The sequence below is a fragment of the Enterococcus sp. AZ163 genome (assembly GCF_050498925.1).
Lineage (GTDB): Bacteria > Bacillota > Bacilli > Lactobacillales > Enterococcaceae > Enterococcus_A > Enterococcus_A ferrettii.
On sequence record NZ_JBIPAO010000001.1, the window covers coordinates 1,181,996 to 1,200,065 of the forward strand.

Annotated in this window: 31 protein-coding genes; all 31 read left to right on the forward strand. The window is 40.7% G+C overall.

The annotated features are described in order from the left end of the window. Window positions 1-19: 19 nt before the first annotated feature. The 31 genes from fusA to rplQ all read left to right on the forward strand — a co-directional run bounded on the left by fusA (window position 20) and on the right by rplQ (window position 17,845). Window positions 20-2,107: an elongation factor G gene (gene fusA / locus IGI46_RS05705; RefSeq protein WP_429962427.1), complete on the forward strand. Its 2,088-nt coding sequence runs from the start codon at window positions 20-22 to the stop codon at window positions 2,105-2,107. Between the two features lie 158 nt (window positions 2,108-2,265). Continuing rightward, window positions 2,266-3,453, forward strand: coding sequence for an elongation factor Tu (tuf, locus tag IGI46_RS05710; RefSeq protein ID WP_207702456.1), 1,188 nt, complete (start codon window positions 2,266-2,268; stop codon window positions 3,451-3,453). Window positions 3,454-3,869: 416 nt separating this feature from the next. Beyond that, window positions 3,870-4,178, forward strand: a complete 309-nt coding sequence (gene rpsJ / locus IGI46_RS05715) for a 30S ribosomal protein S10 (protein ID WP_010742749.1) — start codon at window positions 3,870-3,872, stop codon at window positions 4,176-4,178. Window positions 4,179-4,199: 21 nt separating this feature from the next. Next, the gene (rplC, locus tag IGI46_RS05720; RefSeq protein WP_429962428.1) at window positions 4,200-4,829 is read left to right on the forward strand and encodes a 50S ribosomal protein L3; all 630 of its coding nucleotides are present in this window, start codon (window positions 4,200-4,202) and stop codon (window positions 4,827-4,829) included. Between the two features lie 28 nt (window positions 4,830-4,857). Next, window positions 4,858-5,481, forward strand: coding sequence for a 50S ribosomal protein L4 (gene rplD, locus IGI46_RS05725; RefSeq protein WP_207702458.1), 624 nt, complete (start codon window positions 4,858-4,860; stop codon window positions 5,479-5,481). Further along, window positions 5,481-5,771, forward strand: a complete 291-nt coding sequence (locus IGI46_RS05730; RefSeq protein ID WP_010756441.1) for a 50S ribosomal protein L23 — start codon at window positions 5,481-5,483, stop codon at window positions 5,769-5,771. The genes rplD and IGI46_RS05730 overlap by 1 nt, the downstream gene beginning before the upstream one ends. Window positions 5,772-5,809: 38 nt before the next feature. Further along, on the forward strand, window positions 5,810-6,643 hold the full coding sequence (gene rplB, locus IGI46_RS05735; RefSeq protein ID WP_429962429.1) for a 50S ribosomal protein L2: 834 nt from the start codon (window positions 5,810-5,812) through the stop codon (window positions 6,641-6,643). Window positions 6,644-6,685: 42 nt separating this feature from the next. Then, entirely contained in the window at window positions 6,686-6,964 is a 279-nt protein-coding gene (gene rpsS / locus IGI46_RS05740; RefSeq protein ID WP_010756443.1) for a 30S ribosomal protein S19, read from the forward strand. Between the two features lie 21 nt (window positions 6,965-6,985). After that, the gene (gene rplV, locus IGI46_RS05745; RefSeq protein ID WP_207702460.1) at window positions 6,986-7,336 is read left to right on the forward strand and encodes a 50S ribosomal protein L22; all 351 of its coding nucleotides are present in this window, start codon (window positions 6,986-6,988) and stop codon (window positions 7,334-7,336) included. A gap of 13 nt (window positions 7,337-7,349) precedes the next feature. After that, window positions 7,350-8,006 (forward strand): 30S ribosomal protein S3, encoded by a 657-nt coding sequence (gene rpsC, locus IGI46_RS05750; protein WP_207702461.1) that lies wholly within the window; start codon window positions 7,350-7,352, stop codon window positions 8,004-8,006. Window positions 8,007-8,008: 2 nt separating this feature from the next. Further along, entirely contained in the window at window positions 8,009-8,443 is a 435-nt protein-coding gene (rplP, locus tag IGI46_RS05755; RefSeq protein ID WP_010756446.1) for a 50S ribosomal protein L16, read from the forward strand. Continuing rightward, complete coding sequence (rpmC, locus tag IGI46_RS05760) at window positions 8,433-8,624, forward strand: 50S ribosomal protein L29 (RefSeq protein WP_207702462.1); 192 nt, start codon at window positions 8,433-8,435, stop codon at window positions 8,622-8,624. The genes rplP and rpmC overlap by 11 nt, the downstream gene beginning before the upstream one ends. Before the next feature lie 21 nt (window positions 8,625-8,645). Then, window positions 8,646-8,909 (forward strand): 30S ribosomal protein S17, encoded by a 264-nt coding sequence (gene rpsQ, locus IGI46_RS05765; RefSeq protein ID WP_429973122.1) that lies wholly within the window; start codon window positions 8,646-8,648, stop codon window positions 8,907-8,909. 75 nt (window positions 8,910-8,984) lie between these two features. Next, window positions 8,985-9,353 (forward strand): 50S ribosomal protein L14, encoded by a 369-nt coding sequence (gene rplN, locus IGI46_RS05770; RefSeq protein ID WP_010756449.1) that lies wholly within the window; start codon window positions 8,985-8,987, stop codon window positions 9,351-9,353. Window positions 9,354-9,389: 36 nt separating this feature from the next. Further along, the gene (gene rplX, locus IGI46_RS05775) at window positions 9,390-9,701 is read left to right on the forward strand and encodes a 50S ribosomal protein L24 (protein ID WP_010756450.1); all 312 of its coding nucleotides are present in this window, start codon (window positions 9,390-9,392) and stop codon (window positions 9,699-9,701) included. Window positions 9,702-9,726: 25 nt separating this feature from the next. Next, window positions 9,727-10,266, forward strand: coding sequence for a 50S ribosomal protein L5 (rplE, locus tag IGI46_RS05780; RefSeq protein WP_207672743.1), 540 nt, complete (start codon window positions 9,727-9,729; stop codon window positions 10,264-10,266). A gap of 18 nt (window positions 10,267-10,284) precedes the next feature. Further along, window positions 10,285-10,470 (forward strand): type Z 30S ribosomal protein S14, encoded by a 186-nt coding sequence (locus IGI46_RS05785; RefSeq protein ID WP_003128010.1) that lies wholly within the window; start codon window positions 10,285-10,287, stop codon window positions 10,468-10,470. Window positions 10,471-10,503: 33 nt separating this feature from the next. Continuing rightward, a complete protein-coding gene (gene rpsH, locus IGI46_RS05790) occupies window positions 10,504-10,902 on the forward strand; it encodes a 30S ribosomal protein S8 (RefSeq protein ID WP_010756452.1) in 399 nt (132 codons plus the stop codon). A 31-nt stretch (window positions 10,903-10,933) separates the two neighbouring features. Further along, window positions 10,934-11,470 carry a 50S ribosomal protein L6 gene (gene rplF / locus IGI46_RS05795; RefSeq protein ID WP_207702463.1) on the forward strand — a complete coding sequence of 179 codons (537 nt, stop codon included), beginning with the start codon at window positions 10,934-10,936 and terminating at the stop codon, window positions 11,468-11,470. Between the two features lie 52 nt (window positions 11,471-11,522). Beyond that, window positions 11,523-11,879, forward strand: coding sequence for a 50S ribosomal protein L18 (gene rplR / locus IGI46_RS05800; RefSeq protein WP_207702464.1), 357 nt, complete (start codon window positions 11,523-11,525; stop codon window positions 11,877-11,879). A gap of 20 nt (window positions 11,880-11,899) precedes the next feature. Further along, window positions 11,900-12,397 carry a 30S ribosomal protein S5 gene (gene rpsE / locus IGI46_RS05805; RefSeq protein ID WP_207702465.1) on the forward strand — a complete coding sequence of 166 codons (498 nt, stop codon included), beginning with the start codon at window positions 11,900-11,902 and terminating at the stop codon, window positions 12,395-12,397. Between the two features lie 14 nt (window positions 12,398-12,411). Beyond that, window positions 12,412-12,591, forward strand: a complete 180-nt coding sequence (gene rpmD / locus IGI46_RS05810) for a 50S ribosomal protein L30 (protein WP_010756456.1) — start codon at window positions 12,412-12,414, stop codon at window positions 12,589-12,591. Window positions 12,592-12,626: 35 nt separating this feature from the next. Further along, window positions 12,627-13,067 (forward strand): 50S ribosomal protein L15, encoded by a 441-nt coding sequence (rplO, locus tag IGI46_RS05815; protein ID WP_010756457.1) that lies wholly within the window; start codon window positions 12,627-12,629, stop codon window positions 13,065-13,067. Beyond that, window positions 13,067-14,368 (forward strand): preprotein translocase subunit SecY, encoded by a 1,302-nt coding sequence (gene secY / locus IGI46_RS05820; RefSeq protein WP_429962430.1) that lies wholly within the window; start codon window positions 13,067-13,069, stop codon window positions 14,366-14,368. Before rplO ends, secY begins: the two co-directional genes overlap by 1 nt. A gap of 59 nt (window positions 14,369-14,427) precedes the next feature. Continuing rightward, the gene (locus IGI46_RS05825; protein WP_429962431.1) at window positions 14,428-15,075 is read left to right on the forward strand and encodes an adenylate kinase; all 648 of its coding nucleotides are present in this window, start codon (window positions 14,428-14,430) and stop codon (window positions 15,073-15,075) included. A gap of 173 nt (window positions 15,076-15,248) precedes the next feature. Then, window positions 15,249-15,467: a translation initiation factor IF-1 gene (infA, locus tag IGI46_RS05830; protein ID WP_010756460.1), complete on the forward strand. Its 219-nt coding sequence runs from the start codon at window positions 15,249-15,251 to the stop codon at window positions 15,465-15,467. Between the two features lie 33 nt (window positions 15,468-15,500). Next, entirely contained in the window at window positions 15,501-15,617 is a 117-nt protein-coding gene (gene rpmJ, locus IGI46_RS05835; RefSeq protein WP_010742772.1) for a 50S ribosomal protein L36, read from the forward strand. A gap of 18 nt (window positions 15,618-15,635) precedes the next feature. Then, on the forward strand, window positions 15,636-16,001 hold the full coding sequence (gene rpsM, locus IGI46_RS05840) for a 30S ribosomal protein S13 (protein WP_010756461.1): 366 nt from the start codon (window positions 15,636-15,638) through the stop codon (window positions 15,999-16,001). A gap of 23 nt (window positions 16,002-16,024) precedes the next feature. Then, window positions 16,025-16,414: a 30S ribosomal protein S11 gene (gene rpsK, locus IGI46_RS05845; RefSeq protein ID WP_207702468.1), complete on the forward strand. Its 390-nt coding sequence runs from the start codon at window positions 16,025-16,027 to the stop codon at window positions 16,412-16,414. Window positions 16,415-16,495: 81 nt separating this feature from the next. Further along, a complete protein-coding gene (locus IGI46_RS05850; protein ID WP_207702469.1) occupies window positions 16,496-17,434 on the forward strand; it encodes a DNA-directed RNA polymerase subunit alpha in 939 nt (312 codons plus the stop codon). A gap of 27 nt (window positions 17,435-17,461) precedes the next feature. Further along, window positions 17,462-17,845 carry a 50S ribosomal protein L17 gene (rplQ, locus tag IGI46_RS05855; RefSeq protein WP_207702470.1) on the forward strand — a complete coding sequence of 128 codons (384 nt, stop codon included), beginning with the start codon at window positions 17,462-17,464 and terminating at the stop codon, window positions 17,843-17,845. The last annotated feature ends 225 nt before the right edge of the window (window positions 17,846-18,070 follow it).

An 18,070-nucleotide genomic window follows, 5' to 3' on the forward strand; every position in this document is an offset into this window, starting at 1 on the left:
GAGAGGAGAAACAGAAGAAATGCCAAGAGAATTTTCTCTAGACAACACTCGTAACATTGGTATCATGGCCCACATCGATGCTGGTAAAACGACTGCAACTGAACGTATCTTGTATTACACTGGTAGAATCCACAAGATTGGTGAAACTCATGAAGGAGCTTCACAAATGGACTGGATGGAACAGGAACAAGAACGTGGGATTACCATCACTTCAGCTGCGACTACCGCTGCATGGAAAGGTCATCGTATCAATATCATTGACACACCAGGACACGTGGACTTCACTGTAGAAGTTGAACGTTCATTACGTGTACTAGATGGTGCTGTAACCGTACTGGATGCTCAATCTGGGGTTGAACCTCAAACTGAAACCGTATGGCGTCAAGCAACAACTTATGGTGTGCCGCGTATCGTATTTGCCAATAAAATGGATAAAATCGGTGCAGACTTCTTATACTCTGTAGAAACTTTGCATGATCGTTTGAACGCAAATGCTCACCCAATCCAATTACCAATTGGTGCGGAAGACGATTTCACAGGCATCATCGACCTTGTGAAGATGAAAGCTGAAATGTACACAAACGACTTGGGTACTGAAATTGAAGAAACTGACATTCCTGCAGACTACTTAGAGCTTGCTGAAGAATGGCGTGAAAAATTGGTTGAAGCTGTTGCTGAAACTGATGAAGATCTAACAATGAAATATCTTGAAGGCGAAGAAATTACTGAACAAGAATTGAAAGAAGGAATTCGTAAAGCAACAGTTAACGTTGAATTTTACCCAGTTCTTTGTGGTTCAGCCTTCAAAAACAAAGGGGTTCAATTATTATTGGATGCCGTTCTAGATTACTTGCCTTCACCATTGGATATTCCAGCGATTAAAGGGATTAATCCTAAGACTGAAGAAGAAGAAGAACGTCCAGCTAATGATGATGCTCCATTTGCTGCTTTAGCATTTAAAGTAATGACAGATCCATTCGTTGGTCGTCTAACTTTTTTCCGTGTGTACTCTGGTGTCTTACAATCAGGTTCATACGTACAAAACGCAACTAAAGGCAAACGTGAACGTGTTGGTCGTATCTTACAGATGCATGCTAACTCACGTTCTGAAATCTCTGAAGTTTATGCTGGAGATATCGCTGCTGCAGTTGGTTTGAAAGATACAACTACCGGGGATACATTGTGTGCTGAAAAATCACCAGTTATCCTTGAGTCAATGGAATTCCCAGAACCAGTTATCCAAGTTGCTATTGAGCCTAAATCAAAAGCTGACCAAGATAAAATGGGCGTTGCCTTGCAAAAACTATCTGAAGAAGATCCTACCTTCCGCGCTGAAACAAACGTTGAAACTGGCGAAACAATCATTGCTGGTATGGGTGAACTTCACTTAGATATTATCGTTGACCGTATGCGTCGCGAATTCAAAGTTGAAGCAAACGTTGGAGCTCCTCAAGTATCTTATCGTGAAACATTCCGTCAAGGTACGCAAGCAGAAGGTAAGTTCGTACGTCAGTCTGGTGGTAAAGGTCAATACGGTCACGTATGGATCGAATTCGAACCAAACGAAGAAGGCGGCGGCTTTGAATTTGAAAATGCAATCGTCGGTGGGGTTGTCCCTCGTGAATACATTCCGGCTGTTGAAGCAGGTTTGAAAGCATCAATGGACAACGGTGTATTAGCCGGTTACCCTATGGTTGACATTAAAGCAAAACTTTACGATGGATCTTACCATGATGTCGATTCAAATGAAACAGCCTTCCGTGTTGCCGCTTCAATGGCATTACGTGCTGCTGCTAAGAAAGCTGATCCAGCTATTCTTGAACCGATTATGGCAATTGAAGTTGTTATCCCAGAAGATTACTTAGGTGATATTATGGGTCACGTGACTGCTCGTCGTGGTCGCGTAGAAGGAATGGATGCTCGTGCCGGCGGCTTACAAGTTGTTCGTGCAATGGTTCCATTGGCTGAAATGTTTGGTTATGCAACTACTCTACGTTCAGCTACACAAGGTCGTGGTGTCTTCACTATGACATTTGACCATTACGAAGCTGTTCCAAAGGCAGTTCAAGAAGAAATTATTAAGAAAAATGGCGGAAAATCTGAGTAATCTAAAAAAACTTGGATAAATTCTAACTGTTTTTCCAAAAGACCTGTATTTTTGTGAACAATTCAGATAAAATGATATCGATGATATGGGCTCGCGATGCAAAAACATCGCGGACCTATCAGATAAAAAACAAACTCATTTAGGAGGAACATATTTAAATGGCTAAAGAAAAATTTGACCGTTCAAAACCCCATGTTAACATTGGTACTATCGGACACGTTGACCATGGTAAAACTACTTTAACTGCTGCAATTACAACTGTACTTGCTAAACAAGGCGGCGCGACTGCTATGGATTACGCACAAATTGATGGTGCTCCAGAAGAACGCGAACGCGGAATCACAATCAACACTGCTCACGTTGAGTATGAAACAGAAAACCGTCATTATGCTCACGTTGACTGCCCAGGACACGCGGACTACGTTAAAAACATGATCACTGGTGCTGCACAAATGGACGGAGCTATCTTAGTAGTTTCTGCTGCTGATGGCCCAATGCCTCAAACTCGTGAACACATTCTATTGTCTCGCCAAGTTGGCGTACCTTACATCGTTGTTTTCTTAAACAAAGTTGATATGGTTGACGACGAAGAATTGTTAGAATTAGTTGAAATGGAAGTTCGTGACCTATTAACAGAATACGACTTCCCAGGTGATGACACTCCAGTTATCGCTGGTTCTGCTTTGAAAGCTTTGGAAGGCGACGCTGCTTACGAAGAAAAAATCATTGAATTGATGGCAGAAGTTGATGCTTATATCCCTACTCCAGAACGCGACACTGAAAAACCATTCATGATGCCAGTCGAAGATGTATTCTCTATCACTGGTCGTGGTACAGTTGCTACTGGACGTGTTGAACGTGGACAAGTACGCGTTGGTGACGAAATTGAAATCGTAGGTATCGCTGAAGAAACTGCGAAAACAACTGTTACTGGTGTTGAAATGTTCCGTAAATTGTTAGATTACGCTGAAGCAGGCGACAACATTGGCGCATTGTTGCGTGGTGTTGCACGTGAAGATATCCAACGTGGACAAGTATTATCTAAACCAGGTACTATCACTCCACATACAAAATTCTCTGCTGAAGTCTACGTTTTATCTAAAGAAGAAGGCGGACGTCATACACCATTCTTCACTAACTACCGTCCTCAGTTCTACTTCCGTACAACTGACGTAACTGGTGTAGTTGAATTACCAGAAGGAACTGAAATGGTTATGCCTGGTGACAACGTAGCAATGGAAGTGGAATTAATCCACCCAATCGCTATCGAAAACGGTACTAAATTCTCAATCCGCGAAGGCGGACGTACAGTTGGTGCCGGTGTCGTTTCAACTATCAACGCTTAATTTGAATTAAGACTACTTTTATAAATTAGTTTTACCCATACTCGGACGTAAAGAGTCGCTTACTGCGGCTCTTTTTTTGTTCCATAGCTTAACTATAAGTAAACAGAAAACCATGTTTCTTCTATTATATAGTCGAGAACTAAAAAGAGGAATTCTCATAATCCAGAAAAATTTCAGAAAATCAGCGAAATAATACGATCTTTATTGAGAAAATCCTTGCAATGGATACTCTGATGTAATATAATCATAAAGGTGCTGTTTACAGAAGTGTAAACGTACTGGGGGGGTCTTAATAGAATCCACCGGCTTTGAAACGAGAGGTTGCGACACGCCCGGACGCTTTGCCACGAACGAGCGTGACGGAAAATTTTCGTGGAGCTATGTCTACTTTTAAAATAGGCGAAGGAGGGAACAAGATGGCAAAACAAAAAATTCGTATCCGTTTAAAAGCGTATGAACATGGTATTTTAGATCAATCAGCGGATAAAATCGTAGAAACTGCAAAAAGAACTGGAGCTGGCGTATCTGGTCCAATTCCATTACCAACTGAACGCAGTCTTTACACTGTAATCCGTGCGACTCATAAATACAAAGATTCACGCGAACAATTCGAAATGCGTACACACAAACGTCTAATCGACATTGTGAACCCAACACCAAAAACAGTTGATGCTTTAATGAAGCTAGACTTACCAAGCGGTGTAAATATTGAAATCAAACTATAATAAGAAGATGGAGGTGTAATCATGACCAAAGGAATCTTAGGGAAAAAAGTGGGAATGACTCAAATCTTCACAGAGTCTGGTGAATTAATTCCAGTTACTGTTATCGAAGCTACTCCAAACGTTGTTTTACAAGTGAAAACAGTGAAAAATGATGGTTACGAAGCAGTTCAATTAGGTTACCAAGATATGCGTGAAGTTTTGTCTAACAAACCTGCGAAAGGTCATGTTGCAAAAGCAAACACGGCTCCTAAGCGCTTCATTCGAGAATTCAAAGATGTTGAGCTAGGAGACTATGAAGTAGGACAAGAAGTGAAAGTTGATACTTTCCAAGCTGGAGACATCATTGATGTAACCGGAACGACTAAAGGTAAAGGATTCCAAGGCGTTATCAAACGTCACGGACAAAGCCGCGGCCCAATGGCTCACGGATCTCGCTACCACCGTCGTCCTGGATCTATGGGTCCTGTTGCACCGAACCGTGTATTTAAAAATAAAAAATTAGCTGGCCGTATGGGTGGCAACCGCGTAACAATTCAAAACCTTGAAGTTGTACGTGTTGACGTTGACCGCAACGTTATCTTAGTTAAAGGAAATGTTCCTGGAGCTAAAAAATCATTGATTACTATTAAATCTGCTGTGAAAGCAAAATAATCGATTAGAGGAAAGGAGGAACTAAGGAATGCCGAATGTAGCATTATTCAAACAAGATGGAACTCAAAATGGTGAAATTACTTTAAACGAAGGAATCTTCGGAATCGAACCAAATGAAAGTGTTGTGTTTGATGCAATCATCATGCAACGCGCTTCATTAAGACAAGGAACACACGCTGTGAAAAATCGTAGCGCAGTTCGTGGCGGTGGCCGCAAACCATGGCGCCAAAAGGGAACAGGTCGTGCCCGTCAAGGTTCAATTCGTTCACCACAATGGCGTGGAGGTGGCGTTGTTTTCGGACCTACACCACGTTCATACAGCTACAAACTTCCTAAAAAAGTTCGTCGCTTAGCAATCAAATCTGTGTTGTCAGAAAAAGTTGCTGGAAATAACTTGGTTGCTGTTGAAGCGCTAAGCTTTGATGCACCAAAAACAAAAGAATTCAAACAAGTTTTAGCTAACTTGTCGATTGACTCAAAAGTATTGGTTGTCTTAGAAGCAGATAACGAGGCTGCGGCTCTTTCAGCTCGCAACTTACCAAATGTTACTGTTACTACTTCATCAAATGTTACTGTACTTGATGTAGTCGCTAATGAAAAAATCTTAGCAACGCAAACTGCTCTTAACCAAATTGAGGAGGTGCTTGCATAATGGAATTACTAGACGTAATTAAACGCCCAGTGATCACTGAAAAAGCCATGTTAGACATGGACGAAAAGAAATACACTTTCGAAGTGGACACTCGCGCGAACAAAACTTTAGTTAAACAAGCTGTTGAAGCTGCGTTTGACGTTAAAGTAAAAAACGTAAACATTCTAAATGCTAAACCAAAAGCGAAACGTATGGGTAAATACACTGGTTTCACTAAAAAACGTCGTAAAGCAATCGTGACGTTAACAGAAGATTCAAAAGAAATCCAAATTTTCGACGCTGCTGAGTAAGCACAAGAAATAGCGATTAATATAGGAGGGAAACAGACTTGGCGATTAAAAAGTACAAACCTACCACAAATGGCCGTCGTAACATGACAAGTTCTGACTTTGCTGAGATTACAACTAGCACACCAGAAAAAACTTTGTTAGAGCCATTAAAAAACCATGCCGGTCGTAACAACAACGGTCGTATTACTGTACGTCATCAAGGTGGCGGACATAAACGTCAATACCGTGTCATCGACTTTAAACGTAATAAAGACGATGTAGTTGCAACTGTTCAAACGATCGAATACGATCCGAACCGTTCAGCAAACATCGCATTAGTTCATTATTCAGACGGAGTGAAAGCTTACATCTTAGCACCTAAAGGCTTAGAAGTTGGCATGACTATCGTTTCTGGAGCAAATGCCGATATCAAAATCGGAAACACTCTACCTCTAGAAAACATTCCAGTAGGTACTGTGGTTCATAACATCGAAATGAAACCTGGCAAGGGCGGACAATTAATCCGTTCAGCTGGTACAAGTGCTCAAGTACTTGGTAAAGAAGGAAAGTACGTATTAGTTCGTTTGAACTCAGGCGAAGTTCGTATGATCTTAGCAGCTTGCCGTGCAACTATTGGTTCTGTTGGTAACGAACAACATGAATTGATCAACATTGGTAAAGCTGGCCGCTCTCGTTGGATGCGTAAACGCCCAACTGTACGTGGTAGCGTAATGAACCCGAACGATCACCCACACGGTGGTGGTGAAGGTAAAGCTCCAATCGGACGTAAAGCTCCAGTATCTCCATGGGGACAACCTGCATTGGGTTACAAAACTCGTAACAAGAAAGCTGCATCAGACAAACTTATCGTACGTCGTCGTAAGAATAAATAGAATCATTGACCATGTGTCGCACATTTTGAGAGGAGGTACACCATGGGTCGTAGTTTGAAAAAAGGACCTTTCGCTGATGATCATTTAATGAAGAAGGTCGAAGCACAACAAGGCGCTGAAAAGAAAAAAGTCATTAAAACTTGGTCTCGTCGCTCAACAATTTTTCCTAATTTTGTAGGATTCACAATTGCTGTGTATGACGGACGTAAACATGTACCAGTTTACATCCAAGAAGATATGGTAGGACATAAATTAGGTGAATTTGCACCAACAAGAACTTATCGTGGCCACGCAGCCGATGATAAGAAAACAAGACGTTAATTTTGAGGGGAGGATATCATCATGGCAGAACAACAAATCACATCAGCTAAAGCAACTGCAAGAACAGTTCGCACGTCTCCTCGTAAAGCGCGTTTAGTAATCGATCTTATTAGAGGAAAAAGCGTAGCAGAAGCGATTTCGATCTTAAAGTTCACACCAAATAAATCTGCTGGATTAATCGAAAAAGTATTAATGTCAGCAGTTGCTAACGCAGAAAACAACTTTGACTTAGATGTTGAGGAATTGGTTGTCTCTGAAGCTTTTGTTAACGAAGGACCTACAATGAAACGTTTCCGTCCACGTGCTAAAGGATCAGCTTCACCAATCAATAAACGTACAAGTCACATCACCGTAGTGGTATCAGAAAAATAAGGAGGGATAATCAGTGGGACAAAAAGTAAATCCTATTGGAATGCGTGTAGGCATCATCCGTGATTGGGATGCTAAGTGGTATGCCGAAAAAGAGTATGCTGAGTTTCTACACGAAGATTTGAGAATCCGTAAGTTCATCGCAACTAAACTTGCTGATGCCGCTGTGTCAACAGTTGAAATCGAACGCGCTGCAAACCGTGTGAACATTTCAATCCACACAGCTAAGCCTGGTATGGTTATCGGTAAAGGCGGTTCTGAAGTCGAAAGCCTAAGAAAAGAATTAAATAAATTAACTGGTAAACGAGTTCACATTAATATCGTTGAAATCAAAAAACCAGATTTAGATGCAAAATTAGTCGGAGAAGGTATTGCACGTCAATTAGAAAACCGTGTTGCTTTCCGTCGCGCACAAAAACAAGCCATCCAACGTACTATGCGTTCTGGCGCTAAAGGAATCAAAACTCAAGTATCTGGTCGTCTAAACGGGGCAGACATCGCTCGTTCAGAAGGATACTCTGAAGGAACAGTTCCTCTTCATACATTGCGTGCTGATATCGACTACGCTTGGGAAGAAGCAAACACAACATACGGAAAACTAGGAGTTAAAGTGTGGATTTATCGTGGAGAAGTTCTTCCAACTAAAAAAAACACTAAGAAAGGAGGGAAATAATCATGTTAGTACCAAAACGTGTGAAACACCGTCGTGAGTTCCGTGGAAAAATGCGCGGAGAAGCAAAGGGCGGTAAAGAAGTAGCATTTGGTGAATATGGTTTACAGGCTGTAGAATCTCACTGGATCACAAACCGTCAAATCGAAGCAGCGCGTATTGCGATGACTCGTTATATGAAACGTGGTGGGAAAGTATGGATTAAAATTTTCCCTCATAAATCTTATACTGCCAAAGCTATCGGGGTACGTATGGGATCTGGTAAAGGTGCTCCTGAAGGCTGGGTTTCACCAGTTAAACGCGGCAAGATCATGTTTGAAGTTGCCGGTGTTCCTGAAGAAGTTGCACGCGAAGCATTACGTCTTGCTTCTCACAAATTACCAGTGAAAACTAAGATCGTTAAACGTGAGGAAATGGGTGGTGAATCGAATGAAGGTTAAAGAAATCAGAGAGTTAACCACTACCGAAATGCTTGATCAAGAAAAACAATTAAAAGAAGAATTGTTCAATCTTAGATTCCAACTAGCAACAGGTCAATTAGAAAACACTGCACGTATTAAAGAAGTACGTAAATCGATTGCACGCATTAAAACGGTATTGCGTGAACAAACTGTAAAATAGTGGAAGGAGGCCATTTCAGGTATGTCTGAAAGAAATCAACGTAAAGTTTACCAAGGTCGCGTGGTATCTGACAAAATGGACAAGACAATTACGGTTGTCGTTGAAACCCAAAAGAACCACCCTATCTATGGCAAACGTATGAAATATTCTAAAAAATATAAAGCTCATGATGAAAACAATGAAGCAAAGATTGGCGATATCGTGAGAATTATGGAAACTCGTCCATTATCAGCTACTAAACGTTTCCGTTTATTAGAAATCGTTGAAAAAGCAGTGATTATCTAATCACACGAGCTTTCCTAATAAGACTAAGTTTCTCAAAAACTTATTTCCTTGAAATTGAGAAAGGAGGATACACAAGTGATCCAAGCAGAAAGTCGTTTAAAAATCGCGGATAACTCAGGCGCTCGTGAAATTTTAACTATTAAAGTTCTTGGCGGATCTGGTCGCAAAACCGCTAATATCGGTGATGTGATTGTCGCTACGGTTAAACAAGCAACGCCAGGTGGGGTTGTCAAAAAAGGTGAAGTTGTTAAAGCTGTTATCGTTCGTACGAAAACAGGAGCTCGCCGTCCCGATGGTTCATATATTAAATTTGATGAAAACGCAGCAGTTATCATTCGTGATGACAAGAGCCCAAGAGGAACACGTATCTTCGGTCCTGTTGCTCGCGAATTGCGCGAAGGCAACTTCATGAAGATCGTTTCATTGGCACCGGAAGTATTATAATCGGAAAGTTCCAACCAAAGGAGGTGCGCAACAGTAATGTTCGTTAAAAAAGGCGATAAAGTAAAAGTTATCTCTGGTAAAGATAAGAATAAAGAAGGCGTAATTCTAGAAGTCCTTCCTAAAAAAGATAAAGTCGTTGTTGAAGGCGTCAATGTCGTTAAAAAACACCAAAAACCTTCTCAGACTTCCCCTCAAGGCGGAATTCTGGAGGTAGAAGCGCCGATTCATGCTTCAAATGTGATGGTTATTGATCCTTCAAACGGAGAAGCTACACGTGTTGGCTACAAAGTAGTTGACGGTAAAAAAGTCCGTGTTTCTAAGAAAACCGGCGAAGTTTTAGATAAATAATTACAGGAAAGGAGGATCTTATTAGATGAACCGCCTAAGAGAAAAATACTTAAATGAAGTAACCCCATCATTGATGGAAAAATTTAACTATAGTTCAATCATGGAAGTACCTAAAGTTGACAAGATCGTCATCAACATGGGTGTTGGTGATGCGGTATCAAACGCAAAGAACTTGGATAAAGCAGTTGAAGAGTTGGCATTGATTTCTGGTCAAAAACCAATTATCACTAAAGCTAAAAAATCAATCGCTGGATTCCGTTTGCGTGAAGGCATGCCGATTGGTGCGAAAGTAACACTACGTGGAGAAAGAATGTATGAGTTCTTGGACAAATTAGTGTCTGTATCTCTTCCACGTGTACGTGACTTCCACGGTATCAGTAAAAAAGCCTTTGACGGCCGCGGTAACTACACTTTAGGTATCAAAGAACAATTGATCTTCCCTGAAGTTGACTATGATTTAGTTGATAAAGTTCGCGGAATGGACATCGTAGTAGTTACAACAGCTAACTCTGATGAAGAATCACGCGAATTATTAACACAACTTGGAATGCCATTCCAAAAATAATCAAGGAGGCGAAAAAATTTGGCTAAAAAATCAATGATTGCTAAAAACAAGCGCCCTGCAAAGTTCTCAACTCAAGAGTATACTCGTTGCGAACGTTGCGGACGTCCACATTCAGTCTATCGTAAATTTCATCTTTGCCGTATTTGCTTCCGCGAACTTGCCTATAAAGGACAAATTCCCGGCGTGAAGAAAGCTAGCTGGTAAAATACAACTCGCATAAAGGAGGTAAACAGTTCAATGGTCATGACAGATCCAATTGCAGATTTTCTAACGCGTATTCGTAATGCCAACATGGTAAAACATGAATCCCTAGAAGTACCTGCATCAAAAATCAAACGTGACATCGCAGAAATCTTAAAACGTGAAGGTTTCATTCGTGATGTTGAATATATCGAAGATGACAAACAAGGCATGATCCGTGTTTTCCTTAAATACGGTAAAAATGACGAACGTGTTATCACGAACTTAAAACGTATCTCTAAACCAGGTTTGCGTGCTTACGTCAAAGCTGACGAAGTGCCAAAAGTATTAAATGGTTTAGGAATCGCAATCATCTCTACTTCTGATGGTGTCGTAACAGACAAAGAAGCTAGAGCTAAAAACGTCGGCGGAGAAGTATTAGCTTACGTTTGGTAATTTCAAACAATCCATGAGGAGGTGTCTTTAAGTGAGCCGTATTGGTAATAAAATCGTTGTTTTACCTGCTGGAGTTGAAGTAACTCAAAAAGGTAACGACATTACTGTAAAAGGACCTAAAGGTGAATTAACACGTGCGTTTTCTTCTGATATCAAAATGAATATCGAAGGCAGCGAAGTGACTTTCACTCGTCCAAATGACAGCAAAGAAATGAGAACAATCCACGGAACTACTCGTGCAAACTTCAATAACATGGTTGTTGGTGTTTCCGAAGGTTTCCAAAAAGCACTAGAACTAATCGGGGTTGGGTACCGTGCGCAATTACAAGGTTCAAAACTTGTATTAAACGTTGGTTACTCACATCCAGTTGAAATTGTAGCTCCAGAAGGAATTACAATCGAAGTTCCTGCGAACACACAAGTGGTCGTTAAGGGTTCAAACAAAGAAGTAGTCGGAGAAGTTGCAGCGAAAATCCGCAGCACTCGTCCTCCAGAACCTTACAAAGGCAAAGGAATTCGCTATGTTGGCGAATACGTACGCCGTAAAGAAGGTAAAACTGGTAAATAGTAGGCTCGACCTACATGCGGCCTAGGCCAGCTTAATTAAAGAGGTGACAATTGTGATTACAAAACCAGATAAAAACAAAACACGCCAAAAGCGCCACATGCGTGTACGTGGTAAAATCTCTGGTACTGCTGAGTGCCCACGCTTGAACGTTTTTCGTTCTAACAAAAACATCTACGCTCAATTAATTGATGACGTAGCGGGTGTGACGCTAGCAAGTGCCTCTGCCTTGGATAAAGAAATTTCAGGTGGAAACAAAACTGAACAAGCACAAAAAGTCGGTAAATTGATTGCTGAACGTGCTTCTGAAAAAGGTATTAAAGTAGTAGTCTTTGACCGTGGTGGATACCTTTACCATGGCCGTGTAGCAGCTTTAGCTCAAGCAGCTCGCGAAAATGGACTAGAATTTTAGGAAAAGGAGGAACACCATTAATGGTTTATATCGATCCAAAACATTTGGAATTAGAAGACCGCGTAGTTGCGATTAACCGTGTAACTAAAGTTGTTAAAGGTGGACGTCGTTTACGTTTCGCAGCATTAGTTGTTGTCGGTGACAAAAACGGACACGTAGGCTTTGGTACCGGTAAAGCACAAGAAGTACCTGAAGCAATTCGCAAAGCAATTGAAGATGCGAAGAAAAACCTAGTCGAAGTACCAATGGTAGGAACAACTCTTCCTCACGAAGTTATTGGTGTATTTGGTGGCGGACGTATCTTAATGAAACCTGCTGTAGAAGGTTCTGGAGTTGCTGCTGGTGGACCTGTTCGTGCCGTCTTGGAATTAGCAGGAGTAGCAGATGTTACTTCTAAATCACTAGGCTCAAACACACCAATCAACGTTGTTCGCGCAACTGTTGAAGGTTTGAAACAATTAAAACGTGCAGAAGAAGTAGCGCAATTGCGTGGCATTTCTGTAGAAGACTTAGCATAAGGAGGACGAAAATAATGGCTGAATTAAAAATTACTTTAAGACGCAGTGTTATCGGACGTCCTCAAAACCAACGTGATACAGTGAAAGCTCTAGGCTTGAGAAAGTTGAACAGCACCGTTGTTAAGCCTAACAACGAAGCCATCAAAGGGATGGTTAACACTATTTCACATTTAGTGGACGTAGAAGAAGTCTAGAAAATAGATTTAGATTGTTAAGGAGGTGCCAATCAATGAAACTTCATGAATTAAAACCTGCAGAAGGTTCTCGTAAAGTACGCAATCGTGTCGGTCGCGGGACTTCATCAGGCAATGGTAAAACTTCTGGTCGTGGACAAAAGGGTCAAAACTCTCGTTCAGGTGGAGGCGTACGTTTAGGCTTTGAAGGGGGACAAACTCCTTTATTCCGTCGTTTGCCAAAACGTGGATTTACTAACGTAAATCGCAAAGAATACGCAGTAGTTAATTTGGATGTTCTTAACCGCTTTGAAGACGGAACAGAAGTAACTCCAGTTGTTTTAGTAGAAGCTGGAATCGTCAGCAACGAAAAAGCTGGAATTAAAGTATTAGCTAAAGGGACTTTAGAGAAAAAACTAACAGTCAAAGCTGCAAAATTCTCGAAAGCTGCACAAGAAGCAATTGAAGCTGCAGGTGGATCAATTGAGGTGATCTAATGTTTAAACTTTTAAAGGATTCTTTTAAGGTAAAAAACATCCGATCTCGTATCCTATTTACAGTACTGATTTTACTGGTTTTTAGAATTGGTGCTCAGATTACTGTACCCGGGGTTGATGCCAGTGGTTTGCAAGGGTTAAGCGAGATGCCATTTTTCAGAATGTTGAATATGGTCAGCGGTTCAGCTATGCAAAATTTCTCAATTTTTTCTATGGGAGTTTCTCCCTACATCACAGCATCCATTGTAATTCAATTATTGCAAATGGATATTGTGCCAAAATTTGTCGAATGGTCCAAGCAAGGTGAAGTAGGACGGAAAAAGTTGAATCAAGCGACACGTTACTTGACGTTAGTTTTAGCATTCATCCAATCTGTTTCTATCACGGCAGGATTTAACTATTTTGCACAATTTGGCTTTGTGCCAGATCGTGATATGCAAACCTTCATTACTATCGGTGTCATCTTAACTGCTGGTACGATGGTGGTTACTTGGTTAGGAGAACAAATTACGGAAAAAGGAATTGGGAATGGCGTTTCTATGATTATCTTTGCAGGGATTGTTTCTCGATTACCGCAAAGTATTGTAGATATTTATGATGACTATTTCGTAAACATTGAATCAAGCGAAATTTGGAAATCTATCATTTTTGTTGTAATCCTAGTGGCTGCAATGCTGTTAATCATTGTATTTGTTACTTACTTCCAACAAGCGGAAAGAAAAATTCCGATTCAATACACAAAACAAGTCGTTGGAGCACCAACCAGCAGTTATTTACCTTTGAAAGTTAATGCTGCGGGAGTTATTCCTGTTATCTTTGCCAGTTCGTTCATTGCAACACCAAATGCGGTACTGCAAGCCTTAGCTGGTCGTTACGGCGCTGAAGATTGGTTTGATATTTTAAGAAATCTCTTCAGCTATAACACGGTACCAGGTGCAACGATTTATACTGTTCTGATTGTTGCCTTCACCTTCTTCTATGCTTTTGTTCAGGTGAATCCTGAGAAATTAGCAGAGAACTTGCAAAAACAAGGAAGTTATATTCCTCGTGTGCGCCCAGGTAAAGGGACAGAAGAATACGTTTCACGAATCTTAATGCGTCTAAGTGTGGTTGGTTCTATCTTTTTGGGACTGATTGCTCTGATTCCGATTATTGCTCAAATGGTTTGGAACTTGCCTCAATCAATTGGATTGGGTGGTACCAGCCTGCTGATCGTGGTTGGCGTAGCATTGGAGACAGCGAAACAATTAGAAGGACTCATGTTGAAACGGCGTTATGTCGGTTTCATGGATGCTGAGTAAGAGGGTTGAGGGTTTCCTCAACACCCTTCTCGCTTCGCAATGATTAAGGAGGGAAAACAATGAACCTCATCTTAATGGGGCTGCCTGGAGCAGGTAAAGGAACACAGGCTGAAAGAATTGTAGAAACATACAATATTCCGCATATCAGTACCGGTGATATGTTCCGTGAAGCAATTAAAAACGAGACTGAACTCGGATTGAAAGCAAAATCCTTTATGGATGCAGGGGATTTGGTCCCAGACGAAGTAACAAATGGTATTGTGAAGGAACGTCTTGCACAGCAAGATACTGATAAAGGATTCTTATTAGATGGATTCCCACGTACTTTAGATCAAGCAGAAGCATTAGCTGAAATGCTTGAAGACTTGAACAAAGAGATCGATGCAGTGATCGAAATTCAAGTTGCTCAATCAGTGTTAGTTGAACGACTAGCAGGACGCTTTATTTGTCGAAATTGTGGTGCGACATATCACAAGATATTCAATCCTACAAAAGTCGATGGGACCTGTGATCGCTGTGGTGGTCATGAGTTTTATCAACGTGATGATGATAAGCCTGAAACGGTTAAGAATCGTTTAGCTGTGAACGTTAAAGCTAGTGAACCTATCTTAGCTTTTTACAAAAAAGCAGGTCTGTTATATCCAGTCGACGGAGATCGTGACATTGATGCCGTATTTGCGGATGTAGAAAAAATCATTGAAAAATAGTTTTTGCTACCGACTTGAAAAATGCAGTTCGTCTTGCCAAGTTTAAGGTTTTATGATAGAATATGTCAGTCCGACTTCTAACTGGAAGTGAAACTTAAAAATTAAGGTGGGAACTGCAGTTTCCGCCATTTTATCGTGTGAAAATGCGAAACAAAAACAAGGAGGTACTCTGCGTGGCAAAAGATGATATGATCGAAATCGAAGGAACAGTCGTCGAAACTTTGCCGAATGCAATGTTTAAAGTCGAATTGGAAAATGGGCACGAAGTACTTGCGCATGTTTCTGGTAAAATTCGAATGCATTATATTCGAATCTTGCCGGGGGATAAAGTGACTGTTGAACTTTCTCCGTATGATCTAAGTCGTGGTCGCATTACCTATCGCTTTAAGTAAATTGTACTCCGTAAAACTTCAGGAGGTATTATCATGAAAGTAAGACCATCAGTAAAACCAATGTGTGAACATTGTAAAGTGATTCGTCGTAATGGACGAGTTATGGTGATTTGCCCAGCAAATCCGAAACACAAACAACGTCAAGGATAATTGGAGGTGTAGATAAATATGGCTCGTATTGCAGGAGTAGATATTCCTCGTGATAAACGCGTAGTAATTTCTTTAACCTATATTTTTGGTATCGGAAATACTACTGCTAAACAAATTTTAGCTGATGCTGGCGTATCTGAAGACATTCGTGTACGTGATTTAACGAATGAACAAACAGACGCTATTCGTGCGGAAGTTGATAAATTGAAAGTTGAAGGGGACCTTCGTCGTGAAGTTAACCTAAACATTAAACGTTTGATGGAAATCGGTTCTTACCGTGGAATTCGTCATCGTCGTGGATTACCAACTCGTGGTCAAAACACGAAAAACAATGCGCGCACTCGTAAGGGTCCAGCTCGCGCGATTGCAGGTAAGAAAAAATAATTAGTGAAGGAGGTTAAATCTTCATGGTAGCAAAGAAAGTTAATCGTAAACGTCGTGTGAAGAAGAATATTGAGTCAGGAATTGCTCACATTCATTCGACTTTTAACAATACAATCATCATGATTACTGACAAAAGTGGTAATGCACTAGCTTGGTCATCTGCTGGCTCATTAGGCTTCAAAGGTAGTAAGAAATCTACTCCTTTTGCTGCACAAATGGCTGCTGAAACAGCTACAAAAGCTGCAATGGAACATGGTTTGAAAAGTGTTGAAGTGACTGTTAAAGGACCTGGTTCAGGTCGTGAAGCAGCAATTCGTTCATTGCAAGCAACTGGTTTGGAAGTAACCGCAATTCGTGACGTGACTCCAGTACCTCATAATGGATGCCGCCCTCCAAAACGCCGTCGTGTTTAATGAGTGCCCCTCTCACTATGAGTTTTACAGGAACGTCATTGAACAAGACACTTTTCGTTTTGAAAGGGGTAAATGATAAGAATGATTGAATTCGAAAAACCAAGAATCACAAAAATTGATGAAGACAGAGATTATGGCAAGTTCGTTGTTGAGCCTCTAGAAAGAGGTTATGGAACTACTTTAGGTAATTCTCTACGTCGTATTCTACTTTCTTCTTTACCTGGTGCTGCTATTACCAATATTCAAATTGATGGCGTGTTGCATGAGTTCTCAACTGTCAAAGGCGTAAGAGAAGATGTTGTACAAATCATCTTGAATATTAAAGGTTTGGCATTAAAATTGTTCACCGAAGAAGAAAAAACCCTTGAGATCGATATTACTGGACCAGCAACTGTTACTGCCGGCGATATTATTGTTGACAGCGACGTTGAAATCTTAAACAAAGACTTGTACATTTGTACGGTTTCAGAAGGTGCAACATTCCACGCGCGCCTAACAGTAAGACCTGGTCGAGGCTATGTTCAAGCAGACGAAAACAAAAAAGAAGATATGCCAATTGGTGTACTTCCTGTCGATTCTATCTACACTCCAGTACGTAAAGTTAACTACCAAGTTGAAAATACACGTGTTGGTCGTAGAGATGATTTTGATAAATTAACGATGGAAATTTGGACAGACGGTTCAATCATTGCGCAAGAAGCATTAAGCTTAGCTGCTAAGATTTTAACTGAACATTTGGATATCTTTGTAAATCTAACAGATGAAGCGAAAAACGCTGAAATCATGGTAGAAAAAGAAGAGACTCAAAAAGAAAAAATGTTGGAAATGACCATCGAAGAACTAGATTTGTCTGTACGTTCATACAACTGTTTGAAACGTGCTGGAATCAATACGGTTCAAGAATTAACGAATAAGTCTGAACCTGAAATGATCAAGGTTCGTAATTTAGGACGTAAATCACTTGAAGAAGTGAAAGCTAAATTACACGATTTAGGTCTTGGTCTACGTAAAGACGATTAATATTGTTGACAAAGGAGGGAAACCTACGTGAGTTACCGTAAATTAGGACGCACATCTAGCCAACGTAAAGCGATGTTGCGTGACTTAACAACTGACTTAATTATCAACGAACGTATCGTGACGACTGAAGCTCGTGCGAAAGAAATTCGTTCAACAACTGAAAAGATGATTACTTTAGGAAAACGCGGGGATCTTCATGCACGTCGTCAAGCTGCAAGCTTTGTACGTAATGAAGTAGCCGGTGTTCGCGAAGAAAACGAAGAAATTGTTACTGAATCTGCTTTGCAAAAACTATTCAATGACATTGCTCCTCGTTATGCAGAACGTCAAGGAGGATACACTCGTATCTTAAAGACTGAACCTCGTCGCGGCGACAACGCCCCTATGGTTGTTATAGAACTTGTTAAATAATCACTCTTCACTTTATAGATGATTCTTTTAGAGTGTTATGATGTTGGAGTATATCTCCGAGTCTAGCTCAGCGCTGCTTCCCAGTTTGGTCTGGGAAGCATGCTCTCATCATAAAGTGTTTTTTTGTACCCTGATTTCCTGTCAAGACATCAAGGTATCAAAAAGCATTTTAAGTAGAACAGATTGAAAAAAGACAACTTTTTTGCTAGTCTTAGTACAGGTTTT